This is a genomic window from Nocardia sp. CA-119907 (genome assembly GCF_050955995.1).
GTDB lineage: Bacteria > Actinomycetota > Actinomycetes > Mycobacteriales > Mycobacteriaceae > Nocardia.
The window spans coordinates 9,641,384-9,660,858 of sequence record NZ_CP192091.1; the positions used below are offsets into that span (position 1 = coordinate 9,641,384).

Below are 19,475 nucleotides of genomic sequence, written 5' to 3' on the forward strand. Positions count from 1 at the left end.
CGGGTCGACGCACCGGCGGTTCGGTATGGTGCGCATGTGACCGACCAGCGCATTCAGCACGGGTGGCGCCGATGACGGGCAGCGCCGCCGCACGCCCGGCGGACGGACCGGGCTGGCAGTTCTGGATCGATCGCGGCGGCACCTTCACCGATGTGGTGGCCAGGCGGCCCGACGGCAGTCTCGTCACCCATAAGCTGCTCTCGGAGAATCCGGCGCGCTACGACGACTCCGCGGTGGCCGGCATTCGGGAAATCCTCGCCGACGCGGGACAGGGCGGCGCAAAGATCGAAGCCGTCCGGATGGGTACCACGGTCGCCACCAACGCCCTGCTCGAGCGCAAGGGCGAACGCACCGTGCTGGTGATCACCAAGGGGTTCCGCGACGCACTGCGCATCGCCTACCAGAATCGCCCGCAGATCTTCGCACGGGAGATCGTGCTGCCGGAACTATTGCACGAGCACGTGATCGAGGTGGACGAACGCGTCACTGCGGATGGCACGGTGCTGACCCCGCCGAACCTGGACGCCCTGGCCGAGGCACTGAAGCCGCTGTACGACAGCGGTATTCGCGCCATTGCCGTGGTCTGTATGCATTCGCACCTGTATCCCGCGCACGAACAGGCGATCGGCCGCGTCGCCCGCGATATCGGATTTCCGCAGATCTCGCTGTCCAGCGAGGTCAGCCCGCTGATGAAACTCGTGCCGCGGGGGGACACCACGGTGGTGGACGCCTATCTCTCGCCGGTGCTGCGCCGCTATGTCCAGCAGGTCGCAGACCAGCTCGCCGGCGTGCGACTGATGTTCATGCAGTCCAATGGCGGGCTCACCGAGGCGGGCCAGTTCCGCGGTAAGGACGCCATCCTGTCGGGTCCGGCGGGCGGCATCGTCGGCATGGTGCGAATGTCCGAACTCGCCGGATTCAACCGTGTCATCGGATTCGATATGGGCGGAACCTCGACGGACGTCTCACATTTCGCCGGCGAATACGAGCGGGTCTTCACCACCCAGATCGCCGGGGTCCGGCTGCGTGCGCCGATGCTCGATATCCACACGGTCGCGGCGGGCGGCGGCTCGATCCTGCACTTCGACGGCAGCCGCTACCGGGTCGGCCCCGATTCCGCGGGCGCGGTACCGGGACCCGCCTGTTATCGCGGCGGCGGACCGCTGACCGTCACCGATGCCAACGTCATGCTCGGTCGCATCCAATCCGACTACTTTCCCAGGGTCTTCGGTCCGAGCGGTACCGAATCGCTCGACGATGCGCTGGTACGCGACCGATTCGCGGAACTGGCCGGCGAAATCGCCGAAAGCACCGGCGACGATCGCACCCCGGAACAGGTCGCCGAGGGCTATCTCGAGATCGCGGTCGCCAATATCGCCGCCGCGATCAAGCGGATCTCGGTGCAGAAGGGCCACGATGTCACCCGGTACGCGCTGACCACCTTCGGCGGCGCGGGCGGCCAACTCGCCTGCAAGGTGGCCGATTCCCTCGGCATCCGCACCGTGGTGGTGCCGCCGATGGCCGGTGTGCTCTCGGCACTCGGCATCGGTCTGGCCGATACCACGGCCATGCGGGAGCAATCGGTGGAATTGCCGCTGCGCGATGAGTCCATGTCGCGCGTCGGCGAAATCGCCGACGATCTGGAGGCCGTCGCCCGCGCCGAACTACTGGGCGAGGATGTGCCCCTACACCGGGTGCGCATCGTGCGCCGCGCCCAGTTGCGCTATGACGGCACCGACACCACGCTGACCGTGGAACTCACCGAACCGTCCAGCATGGCAACGGATTTCGTCGAGCGTCACCGCAAGACCTACTCCTTCGTACTGGACCGCCCGATCGTCATCGAGGCGCTCTCGGTCGAGGCGACCGGGCTCACCGAACCACCCGATCTGGCCGATCTGGCCGGGCCATCCGAGGCCACCGGCGAGCCGGAGTCCGTGCGGTTGCACACCGACGGCGCTTGGCGCGAGACATTCCTGTACCGGCGTGCGGAATTGGTGCCCGGTAAGGCGGTGCTCGGACCCGCCGTGATCACCGAGGACAACTCCACCACGGTCGTCGACGACGGCTGGCAGGCGGTGCTGAACGAGCTCGGGCATCTGATCATGGAACGGGTTGCGGTGGCGACCGGACCGCAGGCCGGTACCGAGGCGGATCCGGTGCTGCTCGAGGTCTTCAACAATCTGTTCATGTCCATCGCCGAACAGATGGGCGCGCGATTGGAGTCGACCGCTCAATCGGTGAATATCAAAGAGCGCCTGGACTTCTCGTGCGCGCTGTTCGACCCCGACGGCAACCTGGTCGCCAATGCGCCGCATATTCCGGTACATCTCGGATCGATGGGAACCAGCGTCAAGGAGGTCATCCGACGCAGGCAATCCGGGGCGACGATGCGCCCCGGCGACACCTACGCCGTCAACGATCCCTACCACGGCGGCACCCATCTGCCCGATGTCACGGTGATCACGCCGGTATTCGATACCGCGGGCACCCAGATTCTCTTCTATGTCGCCTCGCGCGGCCATCACGCGGAGATCGGCGGCATCGCCCCCGGCTCGATGCCAGCGAACAGCCGTCGCATCGAGGAGGAGGGGGTCATCTTCGACAACTGGCTGCTCGTCGAGAACGGCCGGTTCCGGGAGGCGCAGACCCTCCGGTTGCTCACCGAAGCGCCCTATCCGTCCCGCAATCCGGCCACCAATCTCGCCGATCTGCGTGCACAGATCGCCGCCAATGCCAAGGGTGTGGACGAGGTCGGGAAGATGATCGAGCACTTCGGGCTCGATGTCGTCGAGGCGTATATGCGTCATGTGCAGGACAATGCGGAGGAATCGGTGCGCCGCGTCATCGACGCGCTCGACGCCGGCGAATACGCCTATGAGACCGACCTCGGTGCCGTCATTCACGTCCGGGTCACCGTAGATCGGGAAAACCGCAGCGCCACCATCGATTTCAGTGGTACCTCGGCGCAACTGGACGGCAATTTCAACGCGCCCTATGCCGTGGCGAACGCGGCGGTCCTCTATGTCTTCCGCACGCTGGTCGCAGACGATATCCCGCTCAACGACGGCTGCCTGCGCCCGCTGAAGATCATCGTGCCACCCGGCTCGATGCTCGCGCCCGAACCGCCCGCCGCGGTCGTCGCTGGCAATGTCGAGACCTCCCAGGCGATCACCGGCGCGCTGTACGCGGCGCTCGGCGTGCAGGCCGAGGGATCGGGCACGATGAACAATGTCACCTTCGGCAATGAGCGCAGCCAGTACTACGAGACGATCGGTTCCGGTTCCGGCGCGGGCGACGGCTTCGACGGCGCGCCGGTGGTACAGACCCATATGACCAACTCCCGGCTGACCGACCCGGAGGTGCTCGAGTGGCGGCTGCCGGTACTGCTGGAGGAATTCTCGGTGCGCACCGGCAGCGGTGGCGCGGGTCGATGGCACGGCGGTGACGGCGCCGTGCGCCGACTGCGGTTCACCGAGGCGGTCACGGTATCGACGCTGTCGAGTCACCGCCGGGTGCCGCCCTATGGCATGGCAGGCGGTGCGCCGGGCGCTATGGGCCGCAACCGGATCGAGCGTGCGGACGGCACGGTGCAGGAGTTGCGCGGCGCGGATTCGGCGCAGCTGGAGTCCGGTGATGTGCTGGTCATCGAGACGCCCGGCGGTGGGGGATACGGCAGCTGAAACCGGGCAGTTCGGCCGCATCACGGTGCCAAAGAGTCGTCGTGTCAGCATTGTTCCGCAGATGCGGACAAGATAGGCGAATCGATCCGCAGATACGGCAGAATGGCCGCCGCGTTGGATCATGTCATTGCGTCGATACGCAGTATTGCCCACTTTGTCACAGCTGCGCACATAGTCGTGTTCGCCCACGCCAAGTACGCTCGGAGCAATCATGGCCACGTATTTCGATCCGACGTCATGGTCACCGATGCGGGCCGTCGACTTGGGGAAGCGACTCTTCGACCAATCGCTGCTGGAGCAGTGGCTTTCCTTCACCACCGCCTGGGTCGATCCGGTGGCCGACCTCGGTGCGGGCACGGTCACCGCGCTGATGCCGGACGTGCTGATGACCGTGCTGAGTGAGGGCATTCTCAGCCGGTTCGGCGGCCAAGAGGTCAGCGCCACTCTGCTCGGCCATGACCTGCACGCGACACTGCAGGTGCTCAAGGTGCGCCGCCGCGGCGCGCATTTCCAGACCAAGACCGTGCTGTCCAGGATGCGCTGGGATGATCACCCGATCGAGCAGGTCACCGTGATCGCGCACGGGGTCCGCCTGGTACCCGGCGTGCCGACCAAGGTGCGGGCACAGCAGTTGGACCTGAACGGGACCGTCACCACCGAGGCACTGGTCGGCTGGCTCAATACCCAACAGCTCGACTGGCAGCTCGGCATCGACGCGACCGGATTGATCCGGGCGAAACATCGACGCCGCCGCATCACCGCATTGGTGGAGGCGCAGGTCCGCGACAACCTGGTGACCGTCGAGATCCAGCGGGCGAACTGGCTGGGCATACCGATACCGCGAAATATCCCCACCGCCCCGGCGATCCTGTTGGATCGGCTGCCGAACGACGCGCGCATCGTGCACGCCACCCGCGAGGGTGATCTGGTGCGCTTCCGGGTCGAGCTGCCGCAGATCACCGGTTCGTTCGATCTGGCGCAGATCCGCTCGGCGATCGTGGCCGGGACCACGCTGATCGTCTTCTGACCCGGCTGCGAATCATGTTCCCGACCCGCGACCTCAGCCTTGGGACTTCCACCATTCCACCAGCGCGGCCTCGGCCTCGTCCCGGCCGAGCGGTCCGCGGTCCAAGCGCAGCTCCTTCAGGAACCGCCACGCCTTGCCGACCTCGGGCCCCGCGGGAATGCCGAGCAGCTCCATGATCGCGTTGCCGTCCAGATCCGGGCGGACCCGATCCAGATCCTCCTGCTCCTGCAGCCTGGCGATGCGCGCCTCTAGCTCGTCATAGGTGCCGCGCAGCGCGGCGGCCCGGCGCTTATTGCGGGTGGTGCAGTCGGCGCGGACCAGTTTGTGCAGCCGGAGCAGCAGATCATCGGCATCGGTGACGTAGCGGCGCACCGCCGAATCCGTCCACTGCCCCTTGCCATAGCCGTGAAAACGCAAGTGCAGGAACACCAGTCGCGCCACGTCCTCGGTGAACTGCTTGGGGTACTTGAGCGCTCGCATCCGCTTGCGCACCATCTTCGCGCCGACCACCTCGTGGTGGTGGAAGCTGACGCCGCCGCCCGGTTCATTGCGCTTGGTGTCGGGCTTGCCGATATCGTGCAGCAGCGCGGCCCAGCGCAGCACCAGGTCCGGATCGCCCTCCTCCAGGTCGATGGCCTGCTGCAGCACGGTGAGCGAATGCCAGTAGACATCCTTGTGCTGGTGGTGCTCGTCGATCTCCAGCTTCATTGCGGGCACCTCGGGCAGCACCAGCTGGGCCAGACCGGTCTCACACATGACGTTGATGCCGTCGATCGGATGTGCGGAGGCGATGAGTTTATCCAGTTCGGTGCGCACCCGCTCGGCGGTGATCCGCTCGATCTCACCCGCCATCGCGGTGATCGCGGCCCGCACCCGCGGATGCAGTTCGAAGCCCAGTTGTGCGACGAAGCGCGCCGCCCGCAGCATGCGCAGCGGATCGTCGTGGAACGAATCCTCCGGCGCCGCAGGGGTATCCAGCATGCCGGCGAGCAGCGCGTCCATGCCGCCGAGCGGATCGACGAACTCCAGCGACCCCTCGGCGCCGATCTTCACCGCCATCGCGTTGACCGTGAAATCGCGGCGCACCAGATCGCCCGCGAGCGAATCACCGAAGGTCACCTCGGGATTGCGCGACACCCGGTCATAAGTATCGCTGCGAAAGGTGGTGATCTCCAACTGCTGATCGGCCTTCGACGCGCTCACCGTGCCGAAGGCCAGCCCACCGGTATCCCACAGATGATCGGCCCAGCCGCGCAGCAACTCCTGCACCTGCTCCGGCCTGGCATCGGTGGTGAAATCCAGATCGGTCCCCAGCCGCCCGAGCACGGCGTCGCGCACGCTGCCCCCGACCAGGTACAGCTCATGACCGCGCGCGGCGAACAACTCGCCCAATGGCGTCAGCACATCGGATAGCCGTCCGAGCGTGACCGCGGCCGCGGCCAGCAATCGGGTACGTCGATCCAACGCTGCATCCTCGGACTTGGGCGAAACCACGAAGTAGCAGCTTACCGAGCCCGCCCAACCGATATTCCAGCGCGACCCACGCGGCCACCCCAGATATATAAGGCCAAACGCATGCGGCAAGCCGGCTACCGCGTGCCGCACATGAAGACCCAGCACCCCCGGATCGGCACAACGCCAGCTCGCGATACCCAGCCCACACGGAGCGAGTCTGACTAGGGAGGAGTTCGCAGCCCGCCTCGCGCCGAGCCGTCGAAGCGCATGCGACGAAGTCGCGACCACTGGGCGGTGTACGCCCGATGTCGAACGATCCGCACATCAGCGACCACCACGGAGCGAGTCCTACGAGCGACCGTTGGCGGCCCGTCTCGCGTCCGGGTCGTCGAAGCGCATGCGACGAAGTCGCGAGTCTCGGCGGCTCGGACGCGAGACAACAGGGGGCCGCCAACACGCCGCGCCGGAGGCGCGGCAATTCAGCACAGTAGGATTGCGTGGTGTCTCCGGCCGATCGCGCGAACAGTCGACGCCGCCAACCCCGGCGCCGCGGTTCGGCCGCCAACGCGGCGAAACCGCGCATGCGCACGGTACGGGAAACCTCGGCGGGTGGACTTGTCGTGGACGGGTTGGACGGGCCGAGCGAGAATCGCAGTGCGGCGCTGATCGGGCGGACCGATCGACGTGGCAGACTGCTCTGGTCGCTGCCCAAGGGACATATCGAAGAGGGGGAGACGCCCGAGCAGACGGCGATCCGCGAGGTCGCCGAGGAGACCGGAATCAACGGAATCGTGGTCGCCGAACTCGGCAGCATCGATTACTGGTTCGTCACCGAGGGTCGCCGGGTACACAAGACCGTGCATCATTATCTGCTGCGCTCCATCGGTGGTGAACTCTCCGACGCCGATGTCGAGGTCACACAGGTCGCGTGGGTTCCATTGAGCGAACTGGATTCTCGGCTGGCCTACGCCGATGAGCGGCGCCTCGCCGAAGTGGCGAACCGGATGATCGACCGGATGGAGACCGGCAAGCGATGACCCAGACTTTTCGGCATCGCGCAGCGATTCCGTGGGGGGTGGTGGCCGGGCGACGGGTGGGCCTGTTCCGGATCATCGCGGCGGTCCTGACCATTCTCGGCTCGGCGACGGCGCTACCGGTGTTGATCACTCAGCACGCCGCCGCCCAGCCGACGACGCCGAATAGTTCGTCATCGCCGAAATTTTTGAAGCTCACCCTGGATTCGGTGAATCCGTCCGCGGTGACCACGACCAGCGACCCGATCCTCACGGTCGCGGGCACCGTGACCAATATCGGCGACCGGGTGGTCGAGGACATCAGCGTCCGCATTCAGCGCGCCGCCGCGGTCGCGACACCGAGCGCGCTGCGCTCGACACTGCGGCTCGACCAGGTCAACTACGACGTGACCGGCCCGTTCGAGGATGTCGCCGAACGTTTGAGCCCGGGCCAGCGCAAACAGTTCACGATCAGCATCGCGCTGCACTCGGCCAGCTCGGCCGCCCTCGATATCACCAAGCCCGGCGTCTATCCGCTGCTGTTGAACGTCAACGGGGAACCGGCCTACGGCACGCAGGCCCGCCTCGACGATGCCCGGTTCCTGCTCCCGGTGCTCGGCGTCCCGCCAGCGGCCGATGCCTCCGGTGCCGCGACCCAGCCGGTGCCCGATACGCCGGCGGCGACGACGCTGCTCTGGCCGCTGGCCGATCGCCCGCGACTGGTGGCGGGCGTCCCCGGCTCGGTCAATGGGAAGGCCGAGCTCACCGACGACGAATTGGCCGCATCGCTGGGCAAGGGCGGACGCCTCGACCAATTGCTCGGCGCCTTGGAATCGGTGCTCGGCACCAATCCGGCCACTCGCGATCGGACGCTCACCTCGGCGGTCTGCGTCGCGGTCGATCCCGATCTGCTGATCACCGCACAGGCGATGACCAGGGGCTACCGGGTGCTGGCCAGCCCGTCCGATCCGGACGGCGCGACCAGGGCGGGCTCCGGTGCCGAGCAGGCCCAGACCTGGCTGGACCGGCTGCGCGCGGTCGCGTCCTCGGTCTGCACGGTCGCGCTGCCGTTCGCGCAGGTCGATGTGACGGCGCTGGCCGCGGTCAACGATCCGGAGCTGTCCGCCCGCGCGCTGGACGCCCCCGCCGATATCGTCGATTCGATCCTGGCCACCAAATCGGTGCGCGGGGTGAGCGTGCCCGATTCCGGCTCCATCGATGACAGCGCGGGAATGTTGTTGCGCAGCCACGGTTTCGGCACCGCGGTACTGGCCGACACCGCCGCCGTCCCGCTCGGCACCGCCGGGACCACAGCGGCGTCGCAACAGCCGACCACCGGACGCATCAACGGCAATCAGAGCACCGCCAACCAGACCTACACCACGAGTCCGCCGCTGCCGGAGACGAGCACCCCCGATGTGGTCCGCCTCGCCGAAATCGCCCCGGCACCGGTCACACCGAACGGTACGGCGGAGGCGACTCCGGAACCGGAACCGCAGGCCAGCGGGACGCCCAGCACATCCGCGCCCGGCACAACCACCACTGCGACCACGCCGCCCCCCGGAGCCGCGACCCAACCGGTGACCCCGCCCGCCGATCCGGCCCTGCACGCGGCGACCTTCGACATCTGGTCCGCGACCGCCCTCGCCGCGGTCGGCTCCAACCCGCCGACACCGTCGTTCACCCCGTCCCGGGTGCGTTACGACGTCACCAACGACTCACGGATGGCCCGGCTGCAGGACGCACTGGGCGCCATCACCTGGACCGCGCTGAACCCGGAGCCGAACCGCCCGCGTTCGTTATTGCTGGTGCCACCCCAGCAGTGGGGGGCGAACCGGGAAGAGGCCACCGCGATCCTCAAACAGGTCGAGCTGCTGCTGCGCAACAATCTCGCCACGCCGCGCACGCTCGCAGAGTTGGTCGCCGAGCCGCCCGACGCGCAGCCGCACGAACCCGACTATCTGCCGCAGGCCGCCCACGACGCCGTCCCGGATCGCTTCGTAGTCCCGGTCCGCGACCAGGGACACCGCATCACCGAACTCATGCGCGCCCTCGTCGAGGTGCCCGAGAACGAGCCGACGCCGCGCCAATTCCTGACCCCGCTGCGCGACGATCTGCTGCGCGTACTGACGCTCTCGGATCGCCGCTCCGGCGATTCGGCGCAGCCGGACACCTATGCCCAGCGCCGCCTCGACCAGACCACGCGCACGACGGACCGGCTCTATGGTTCGGTCACCGTGCTGCCGCCGGGCGGGGTGTACACGCTGGCCTCCGAACAGAGCCCATTGCTCTTGGTCGCCCGCAACGAGCTGCCGGTTGCCATCCGGATCAGGTTCCGGATCGAAGCGCCGACGGAGACGAAGATCACCGATCCCGGCGAGGAAACGCTGCCGCCTACCGGGAGTCGGTCGTTCCAGATTCCGACCGAGGTCAGCGATAGCCGTAACCTGGTCATTCCGATCTCCCTTACCACGCCCGACGGTGTCGCACTCGGCAATCCCACCTCGGTCTCGGTGCGTTCTAACGCTTACGGTCAGACCTTGGCGATAATTACGGCGTGTGCCGGAATACTGCTGTTCCTGTTGGCCGGGCGCCGGTTGTGGCGCCGGTTCCGCGGACAGCCGGATCCGGCCGACGAAGGGTTCGATCCGGGCACCCGGCGCCGGGTGAACAGGTATCGGCGAGCGCGTCAGCGCGTACTACGGCAACAGGAGCAGCAGGAGGCGAGATGAGGACGACGACACCTCGCTCGTGCGCGGCTGTCGTCGCTGAGTCTGTTCGACCGACCCGCAAGCAGTCGACCACCCCTGATCGGTGCCGACCCGGCACCTCTCGTGGCATCGTGGAGGACAATCGCGTAACAGCCTGGACGCCATCGGCCGGGTGGCGGGGGGACAGCATGGCGCAGGAGGCACGATGAGCGACGATGACCTATCCGCTCATCGGCAACGACCTGTTGATCGGCCCGACGGACCCCAGGCCCGCCGGGCGCCCGCGGCACCTTGGGAGCGGCGCCTGGCGCAGTCACCGGAAGAACCGGAGGACGCGGATATGACTCCCGATGACCGCTACGGCGATGCGCCGCGCGTACCCCAGGTGAGCCGCCCCGGCCAGCCACCGCGTCCGGTGCCACCGGCCCGCCCGGCACCGCGCGTCGTCCAGCCGCCTACCGGACCGATGGCGCCCCCCTCCGGCGCCCTGCCCCGCCAACCCGCACCGCAGCCCAACGGACCGGTGGCGCCACCATCGGGCGCACTGCCCCGCCAATCCGCGCCGCCGCAGCGGCCTGGGCCCCGGCCCCAGCAGTACCCGGACGGCCAGCAGTACCCGGACGGCCAGCAGTATCCTGACCCCCGGCCACATCCTGGCCAGCAATCGCATCCGGGCCAGCGCCAATACCCGGCCGGACCACCACCCGGCCCGGCCCGGCCGCGCCCGATGCCGCCCGGCCAGCCGGCCCCCGGACCGCAGGGGCAGCCGCCCCGAGTGCCGCCACAGCGTTTCGCGCCGCCGCCGAACTATCAAGCGCCGCGGCCGAACTATCAGACACCGCCGCCGCAGCCCCCCGTGACGCGGCAGCCACCGATCGAGCGACCGCGACCGGAGCGACCGCACGTCGATCGGGGGCTGCCCCCGGTGGAACAGCAGCGCCCGCCACGGGAGCCGGGCAGCCGCCCGCGCACCCAGGAATGGCCCGCCGAACCCGCCGCGGAGCCGGTCGCCACCGACACCAAGCAGAGCGCTAGTTCGCGACTGCTGCGCGACTCCGGTTCGATCGCGATCGCGACACTGATCAGCCGAGTCACCGGCTTCGGCAAACAGCTGCTGCTGCTGACCGCGCTCGGCCCGGCCATCGCCAGTGCCTACACCTCGGCCAACCTGATCCCGAATATGATCACCGAGCTCGTGCTCGGCGCGGTGCTGACCGCGATGGTGGTGCCGACGCTGGTGCGCGCCGAACAAGAGGACGACGATGGCGGCGCCGCCTTCGTCCGCAGGCTGGTGACCGCAGCCTTCGCGGTACTCGCCGCGGCCACACTGTTCGCCGCCGCGGCGACGCCGGTGCTGGCGACCCGGGTCTTCGTGTCCTCCGACGGCAAGGTCAATACCGAGCTGACGACGGCGCTGACCTATCTGCTGGTACCCGCCATCCTGTTCTACGGCATGTCCGCGCTGTTCACGGCGATCCTGAATACCAGACAGAACTTCAAACCGGGTGCCTGGGCGCCCGTGCTGAACAACGTCGTCGTGCTGGTCGTGCTGGCCCTCTACGCCCTGACACCGGGTGAGATCACCCTGGATCCGGTCCGGATGAGTGATCCGAAACTGCTGGTCCTCGGCGGCGGCATCACACTCGGCGTCGCCACCCAGGCGCTGAGCCTGCTGCCCGCGATCCGGCGCAACAATATCGATCTGCGTCCGCTGTGGGGCATCGACGCGCGGCTCAGGCAGTTCGGCAAGATGGGCTCGGCCATCATCGTGTACGTGGTGATCAGCCAGGTCGGGCTGATCGTCTCGAACCACATCGCCTCGGCGGCCGATGCGGCCGGACCGGCGATCTACACCAACGCCTGGCTGCTGCTCCAACTGCCGTACGGCGTACTCGGTGTCACGCTGCTGACCGCGATCATGCCCCGGCTGAGCCGCAACGCCGCAGCCGACGACACCCCGGCCGTGGTGGACGATCTGTCCGTCGCGACCCGGTTGACGATGATCGCGCTGGTCCCCGTGGTCACCTTCCTGACGCTCGCCGGACCACAGGTCGGCGAGGCGCTGTTCGGCTACGCCCGCTTCTCCGGTGACGCCGAACGTCTCGGTGAGGCGGTCAGCTGGTCGGCCTTCGCGCTGATCCCGTATTCGCTGGTGCTGATCCACCTGCGCGTCTTCTACGCCAGGGAGCAGGCCTGGACGCCCACCTGGATCATCCTCGGCATCACCACGATCAAGATCCTGTTCTCGGCGCTGGCGCCGTTCCTCGCGAGCAGCAGCGATCAGGTCGTGATCATCCTCGGTGTCGCGACCGGTCTCGGCTTCCTGGCCGGTGCCATCATCGGCGGCTATCTGCTGCACCAGAGTCTCGGCGATCTGCGCATGGTCAATGTCGGACGCACGGTGACCCGCGTCCTGCTCGCCTCGATCGCGGGCGGCGCGGTCATGCTCATCGTGGACAAGGTGCTCGGGCTCGACCGGCTCTCCGGCGGACCCGGTTCGCTGATCCGGGTGACGATATCGGCGATCGTCATGTTCGCGGTCGCTTTCGGGCTGATGCGACTCGCTGGTATTCCAGAGATCGTCGCGATCACCGTGGCCATCTCCCGGCGCCTCGGGTTCACCCCGCCCGCACCGGATCTCGACCTCGAGGGTCCGGTCGAGGACGAATACGCGACGCAGGTGTTCCGGCGGCCCGAGCCCTATGTGGCATACCCGGGCTTCGACCCGTACATGGATGCCCAGACCATGGTGCTGCCCGTGATCAGAGCTCATACCGTTGACAGCACCGGTATGGGTGAGTTCCCGTACCCTGTTCGGCAGAGAAGCACAAGTGGCGAGTTCGCCGAAACTTCGACATATCAGGGCGAAGGAGGAACGAGGGTGAGCGACGACGCGGCGCCGGGCGGCGTCCCAGCCGCCGAATCCGCTGCGACCAAGGCAGGCGGGCTCTCCACAGATGTTCCGTCCACCGGGGAGGCCTCCGATCCCGCATACGCGAGCCCGGCGGCCGACGGGCCGCCGGGGCACGATTCGGAGCCCGGATCCGGTGAGCAACCGCGGGAGGCACCGCAGCGCGATCCGATGTACGACACCGGGATGATCCCGATCCCGCCGCAGCTGCCGCCGATGGGCGGCGGCGATCCGGCCGGTCGACGTACACCGCGCGGTCCCAAGCTGATTCCGGGCGCATCGGTCGCGGGCGGCCGCTACCGGCTGCTGGCCAGCCACGGCGGTTCCCGTGGGCTCAAATTCTGGCAGGCGCTCGATATCAAGCTCGACCGCGAGGTCGCGCTCACCTTCGTCGACGCCGATCAGAAGGCCACCGACAACTCCGGCCACGACGGTCCGCAGGCCATCCTGTCGCGCACGCTGCGCCTCGGCCGGATCAATTCGCCGGGCCTGGCCCGCGTGCTGGATGTGGTCCGCGGCAGCTCCGGCGGCATCGTGGTCGCCGAGTGGACGCCGGGTCGGTCGCTGCGCGAGATGGCCGAGACGGTGCCGTCACCGATCGGTGCCGCCAGAGCCATCCGGGCACTGGCTTCGGCCGCCGAACTGGCGCACCGCGGCGGTGGTTCGCTGTCCATCGATCATCCGGATCGGGTCCGGATCAGTGCGACCGGTGATGCGGTGCTCGCATTCCCCGGCACGCTGTCCGATTCCGACGCACAGTCCGATGTGCGCGGCCTCGGCGCCATGCTCTACGCGCTCATCACCGCGCGCTGGCCGATCCGCGCCGGCGGTATGACCGGTACCGCCGCGACGGTCGGCGGATTGCGGCTGGCCGATTTCGGCTCGGACGGAACTCCCGTCGAGCCGCGGCAGATCCGGCCCGAGGTGCCGTTCGAGATTTCGGCGGTCGCGGTTCGCTCGCTGGAATCGAATAAGGGTGTGCGCACCGCGGCGACCGTGCAGCATGTGCTCGAACAGGCCTCGGTGGTCGATCAGAAAACCGACTTCATCCCGGTACTGCGCCTCGGTCAGCGTCCGCAGAGCGGCGCCGACGAATCGCTCGCCGATCCGGAATTGCTTGCGGCGGAACGGGAACGCTCGCAGCGGATGATGTGGATCATGGTCGGGCTGGGCATCCTGGCCGCGCTGGTGGTCGGCATCATCATCTGGTGGATGGTGAGTGTCTTCGCACCGGGTGCCTCGGACGCCCCGCTCAACGAGCAGCGCAATATCGGTCTCACCACGAACAGCGCGCCCGGACCCGCGCCGACGACCGGCGGCACCACGGGTACGCCCACGGGCGGGGTGCCGGTTCCGGTGACCGGCGTGACGGTCTTCTCCCCGGAGGGCACGCCGGACAATGTCGGCGGTACGGGGGCGGTGCTCGATCACGATTCGGGCACCGCTTGGCGCACCGATCAGTACTTCCAGCAGTTCCCGGCGCTGAAGAAGGGCGTCGGGCTGCTGGCCACACTGCCGAGTCCGGCCAAGCTGACCAATGTCTCGATCGAATCGCCGAGTGTGGGCACCTCGGTCGAGATCCGCACCTCGCCGACGGCATCGCCGACCCTGGACCAGACCCAGTTGATCGGCTCGGCACGACTAGAGAACGGCATCACCGAGATCCCGGTCCACGCCGATCAGGCGGCCCGTTATGTGCTCGTGTGGATCACCGGTCTGGGTAACTCCGGTGGCCAGTTCCAGACCTCGATCGCCGAAATCCGCTTCGACGCCGCAGCGTGACCGCCGCACCGCATATTTAGGCCGTACAAGTAAGACCCGCTAGGCCCGCGTACAGATCCGGCGCCGAGTGCCCACCGACATCTGGACGTACTCGACGAGTTACCTACGTTCTTGCGAAACCAGTTGTCGCGTCCTCGAATTCGCCCGCCGGTGTCGATTCCCCGGGCACATCGCGCCGATTGAGCGTGCACCCCATGCCGACCGCTCTGGTTGCTGCCATTTCGTTACTGAGGATATGATCATCCCGCGCTCTCGGCAGGGGAGCTCCCCGGGTTCTGGTTGTTCGATCCTGGATGCTGCGAAATCTTCGATGATGGTCGGTCACGTCCGTCGTCGGCGCGAGAGCTGTCCAAGGGGTTGGTTTTGCCGTCCGAACTGAACGACGATTCCCACGGGGGGAAGGCGCGGCCTGTGGTGTTTCGTGAACGTTCGTTCGTCCCGCAAGAGCTCACCGACGCCGAACTGCTGCAGGCCCATGTGCGTGGCCAGCGGCACGCCTTCGCCGAACTCCTGCGCCGCCATAACGACCACCTCTGGCAGACCGCCCTGCGCACCTCCTACACCCGCGAGGATGCCGCCGATTCGCTGCAGGACGCCCTGCTGTCCGCGCACCGCACCGCCGCCTCCTTTCGCGCCGAGGCCGAGGTGCGCAGTTGGCTGCACGCCATCGTGGTGAACGCCTGCCTGGACCGGATCCGGCGCAATAGGACCCGCCGAGCGGTATCGCTGTCACCGGAGACCATGCCGGAACCGAAGGACACCAGGGACGATATCGCCGAGCTGGAGATGTCGCTGGTCATCGACCGCGCCCTGTTCACGCTGCCGGAGGATCAGCGAGCCGCACTCGTCGCGGTGGAACTGGAGGGGCGTAGTGTCGCCGAGACGGCGGCGCTGCTCGGCGTCCCGGAGGGCACGATCAAGAGCCGATGCGCGCGCGGTCGGCAGCGGCTGCAAGAACGTTTGGAATTTCTGCGTGATCCTGGGAACCGGAAGTAGCTGAGCTGCGTCATTAATAGTGACGGACAACCAGACGATGTAAATGCTGTGCCCGCGACGTGTGGGCCCCGCGATACCTACTCGAGGACCATGGAGGTGCGATGGCGACCCGATCCGTTCCGCAGCCTCCGTTCTCGCCGGAACTGCTCGCCGACCTGCACGCCGACAATGTCGCGCCGGAACTCAGCGAACAGCTCTGGGCCGTGGTCCGCAGCGATCCGGAGGCGCTGCGCTTCCTGAATTCGCTCGACGACGTGAGCGCCGAATTGCGCACGCTGGGCCGCGATGAGCGCATCATCCACCCGATGCCCGCCGATATCGCGGCCCGGCTGGAAGAGTTCGTCGACGGCCTCGACCCGGCCGAGGAGCCCACCGAGCGGGTCGCGACCGTCCACCACCTACCCTCGACCGTCGAGTGGTCCGAATCCACCTCCGACGCAACGGTTTCCGAGCAGCCACCGGTCTCCGACGCACCCACGGAAACCACCACCGCACCGATCCCGCTCGCGGACCATCGCCCGCGCCGGCTCCGCTGGCTCGCCGCCGCCGCGGCCGTCATCGCGGCCGCGGCCTGCGCCGCCGTGGCGGTGGCGACCATGCGCGGACACGAGGTCGCACCGACCGCACAGCCGACCACCGGCAATGTCGACCTCGGTGACCAATTCGACGCCACCGTCGCACTCAGCGCACTCGGCCGCAACGATGTCACCGGCGCGCTCGGCACCCCGGCGGCCCTGAATCGCTGCGTACACGCCAATGGCCTCGACCGCACCGTGCTCGGCTCGACCAATACCACCTTCCAGGGCAAGGAAGCCGTCCTGATCCTGCTGACCGGTCCACGCCCGCACAAGATCACCGCACTGGTCGTCGGAATCGGTTGCGGCACCGACGATCCCCAACAGTTGGCACGCACCGATATCGGTTAGCGAGTGGGCTCCTCCGCCTCCCCGAACCTTCGGCGCCATCGTAGGTGCCACGACAATTGCCTTTCCGACGGGCGCTCGACGGATCGGTTCAGTGCTGGCAGTTACGTGCGGAACCAGTCGTCACGTGTCATAGCCCACTGTCCGGCGGCCGGAAGCGGCCGCAATCGCGGGAACAACACCGTTTACCCTGTTGTTGACCGTCACGTCTAACGAAGTCTCCCTCGGAAGGGTCACATGAGCACCGCAGTTCGCGACTTGATCATCGTCGGCTCCGGACCCGCCGGTTACACGGCCGCTGTCTACGCCGCCCGGGCCGAACTCCAGCCCCTGCTTTTCGAGGGCACCCAGTTCGGTGGCGCGCTGATGACAACCACCGAGGTCGAGAACTTCCCCGGCTTCCGCGAGGGCATCATGGGCCCCGACCTGATGGAGGAGATGCGCGAGCAGGCCAAGCGGTTCGGCGCCGATATCCGCACCGAGGATGTGGATGCCATCGACCTGAGCGGCCCGATCAAGACGGTCACCGTCGGCGATGAGACCTACCAGGCCTACGCCGTGATCCTCGCCATGGGCTCGGCCGCGCGCTATCTGAACGTCCCCGGTGAGCAGAAGCTGCTCGGCCGCGGCGTCAGCGCCTGTGCCACCTGTGACGGCTTCTTCTTCAAGGGCCAGGACATCGTGGTTGTCGGCGGCGGCGACTCCGCCATGGAGGAGGCGACCTTCCTCACCAAGTTCGCCAACACCGTGACCATCGTGCACCGCCGCGAGGAGTTCCGTGCCTCACGCATCATGCTGGAGCGCGCCAAGGCCAACGAGAAGATCAAGTTCGTACTCAATGCCGAGGTCGCCGAGGTCAACGGCGATACCAGCGTGACGAGCCTGACGCTGCGCGACACCCGCACCGGCGAGACCTCCGAATTGGCCGCGACCGGCCTGTTCGTGGCCATCGGCCACGACCCGCGCAGCGAGCTGGTACAGGGCCAGGTGGAGCTGGACGACGAGGGCTACGTGCAGGTGGAGCACCCGTCGACGGCCACCAAGGTGCCCGGCGTCTTCGCCGCGGGCGATCTGGTCGACCACACCTACCGTCAGGCCATCACCGCCGCGGGCACCGGCTGCCGCGCAGCGATCGACGCCGAGCGCTGGCTGGCCGAACAGGGTGATATCACCGCGAACACCCTGGATCACGCCGGCAACCCAGTTGCCGTGCCCGCCAACTGATCTCATCACTTTTGCACTGCAAGGAGATACCCATGTCCAAAAACACGGTCACCGTGACCGACGCGTCTTTCGCCGATGACGTGCTGCTCAGCGAGAAGCCCGTCCTCGTCGACTTCTGGGCGGACTGGTGCGGTCCGTGCAAGATGGTCGCCCCCGTACTGGAGGAGATCGCGGGCGCGCACGCGGATAAGCTCACCGTGGCCAAGCTGGACGTGGACGCCAACCCGGATACCGCCCGCGATTACAAGATCCTTTCGCTGCCAACTATGATGCTGTTTTCCGGTGGTAAGCCGGTTAAGCAAATCGTCGGAGCGAAGGGCAAAGCCGCCCTCTTGCGTGAACTCGACGGCATTATCTGACGTTTCATAAATTGACACGTCCAAACAACGCCGTCATTCCACGACGCGCCGTAGGATGCCTGGACGCCGGGAATTGCCGAATTCCGGTCCGGGTCTGAGACAATCGACCGACCTCCGGTCGTGCGAAGGTGTGTAGCCATCGCATGAGTGGGTACCCGGGTTGACGGAAGGAAAGGGCTCTCACGCATGCACCGACTTCGTCACGGCGATACCGGTCCAGCCGTCGCCGAGGTTCGGAGCACCCTGGCAAGTCTCGGGTTCCTGCACACGCATTCCGCCGCAACCGATCACACTGATGCGCGAGAGTACTGGAAGGACACCGACGCCTCCTTCGATCGCCAGCTCGACTCGGCGGTTCGCGCCTTCCAACAGCACCGCGGACTGCTGGTCGACGGCGTCGTCGGACCGGCCACGTACCGGGCGCTCAAGGAAGCCTCCTACCGGCTCGGCGCCCGCACGCTGATCTACCAGCTCTCCGCGCCGCTCTACGGCGACGATGTGGCAACCCTGCAGCGCAGGCTGCAGGACCTCGGTTTCTACGTGCACCGGGTCGACGGCTACTTCGGTCCACACACCCATGACGCCCTCACCGCATTCCAGCGGGAGATCGGCCTGGCCGCGGACGGTATCTGTGGTCCGGACACGCTACGTTCGCTCGAACTGCTCGGCGCGCGCGTCACCGGCGGCAATCCGCACCGGATCGCCGAGGAGGAGGTCGTGCACCGGGCCGGTCCACAGCTGACCGGTAAGCGGATCGTCATCGATCCAGGTCTCGGCGGCCCGGATAAGGGTTTCGCGGTGCCGACCGAATACGGCGACGTCTACGAGTCGGAGATCCTCTGGGATCTGGCCAGCAGGCTGGAGGGCCGGATGGCCGCCACCGGCATGGAAACCTTCCTGTCGCGGCCGTGGGGCGCCAATCCGACCGACGCCGAGCGCGCCGACACCTCCAATGCCTTCGACGCCGATCTGATGATCTCGCTGCGCTGCGCGACCAATCCGAGCCCGTCCGCCAATGGTGTCGCGAGCTTCCATTTCGGCAATTCGCACGGCTCGGTATCGATGATCGGCCAGGTGCTCGCCGGATTCATCCAGCGTGAGGTCGTCGCACGAACCTCATTGCAGGACTGCCGAACTCACTCACGCACCTGGGATCTGCTGCGGCTCACCAAGATGCCGACCGTGCAGGTCGATATCGGTTATCTGACAAATGAATACGACGCTTCGGTGCTCACCAATCCCCGGATGCGCGATGTGATCGCCGAAGCCATCCTCATCTCGGTGAAGCGGCTCTACCTGCTCGGGCAGGACGATCAGCCAACGGGCACATACACTTTCGCCGAACTATTGGCCGAGGAGCTGGCTGCCGCCGACCGCATGTAGTGAATCAG

The 19,475-nt window shown here is 67.3% G+C and carries 11 protein-coding genes; 10 read left to right on the top strand and 1 reads right to left on the bottom strand.

Annotated features, from left to right (window positions below):
- Window positions 1-71: 71 nt before the first annotated feature.
- Window positions 72-3,683, top strand: coding sequence for a hydantoinase B/oxoprolinase family protein (locus tag ACQP2D_RS43325; RefSeq protein ID WP_433681667.1), 3,612 nt, complete (start codon window positions 72-74; stop codon window positions 3,681-3,683).
- Window positions 3,684-3,894: 211 nt separating this feature from the next.
- Complete coding sequence (locus tag ACQP2D_RS43330; protein WP_433681668.1) at window positions 3,895-4,710, top strand: hypothetical protein; 816 nt, start codon at window positions 3,895-3,897, stop codon at window positions 4,708-4,710.
- 33 nt (window positions 4,711-4,743) lie between these two features.
- On the opposite strand, the gene ACQP2D_RS43335 is transcribed toward ACQP2D_RS43330, so the two are convergent.
- On the bottom strand, window positions 4,744-6,174 hold the full coding sequence (locus ACQP2D_RS43335; protein WP_433681669.1) for a CCA tRNA nucleotidyltransferase: 1,431 nt from the start codon (window positions 6,172-6,174) through the stop codon (window positions 4,744-4,746).
- Window positions 6,175-6,665: 491 nt separating this feature from the next.
- Here ACQP2D_RS43335 and ACQP2D_RS43340 point away from each other — a divergent pair, with 491 nt between their 5' ends.
- From ACQP2D_RS43340 to ACQP2D_RS43375, 8 genes are all read left to right on the top strand, one after another.
- The gene (locus ACQP2D_RS43340) at window positions 6,666-7,202 is read left to right on the top strand and encodes an NUDIX hydrolase (RefSeq protein ID WP_354960251.1); all 537 of its coding nucleotides are present in this window, start codon (window positions 6,666-6,668) and stop codon (window positions 7,200-7,202) included.
- Window positions 7,199-9,910: a DUF6049 family protein gene (locus ACQP2D_RS43345; RefSeq protein ID WP_433681670.1), complete on the top strand. Its 2,712-nt coding sequence runs from the start codon at window positions 7,199-7,201 to the stop codon at window positions 9,908-9,910. Before ACQP2D_RS43340 ends, ACQP2D_RS43345 begins: the two co-directional genes overlap by 4 nt.
- Window positions 9,911-10,094: 184 nt before the next feature.
- Window positions 10,095-14,582: a lipid II flippase MurJ gene (locus tag ACQP2D_RS43350; RefSeq protein ID WP_433681671.1), complete on the top strand. Its 4,488-nt coding sequence runs from the start codon at window positions 10,095-10,097 to the stop codon at window positions 14,580-14,582.
- Between the two features lie 411 nt (window positions 14,583-14,993).
- Entirely contained in the window at window positions 14,994-15,578 is a 585-nt protein-coding gene (gene sigM, locus ACQP2D_RS43355) for an RNA polymerase sigma factor SigM (RefSeq protein WP_433681672.1), read from the top strand.
- Between the two features lie 101 nt (window positions 15,579-15,679).
- The gene (locus ACQP2D_RS43360) at window positions 15,680-16,504 is read left to right on the top strand and encodes a hypothetical protein (RefSeq protein ID WP_433681673.1); all 825 of its coding nucleotides are present in this window, start codon (window positions 15,680-15,682) and stop codon (window positions 16,502-16,504) included.
- Window positions 16,505-16,738: 234 nt separating this feature from the next.
- Window positions 16,739-17,725 carry a thioredoxin-disulfide reductase gene (gene trxB / locus ACQP2D_RS43365; RefSeq protein WP_433681674.1) on the top strand — a complete coding sequence of 329 codons (987 nt, stop codon included), beginning with the start codon at window positions 16,739-16,741 and terminating at the stop codon, window positions 17,723-17,725.
- Window positions 17,726-17,757: 32 nt separating this feature from the next.
- Window positions 17,758-18,084, top strand: coding sequence for a thioredoxin (trxA, locus tag ACQP2D_RS43370; protein ID WP_433681675.1), 327 nt, complete (start codon window positions 17,758-17,760; stop codon window positions 18,082-18,084).
- Window positions 18,085-18,270: 186 nt separating this feature from the next.
- The gene (locus tag ACQP2D_RS43375) at window positions 18,271-19,467 is read left to right on the top strand and encodes an N-acetylmuramoyl-L-alanine amidase (RefSeq protein WP_433681676.1); all 1,197 of its coding nucleotides are present in this window, start codon (window positions 18,271-18,273) and stop codon (window positions 19,465-19,467) included.
- Window positions 19,468-19,475 lie beyond the last annotated feature (8 nt).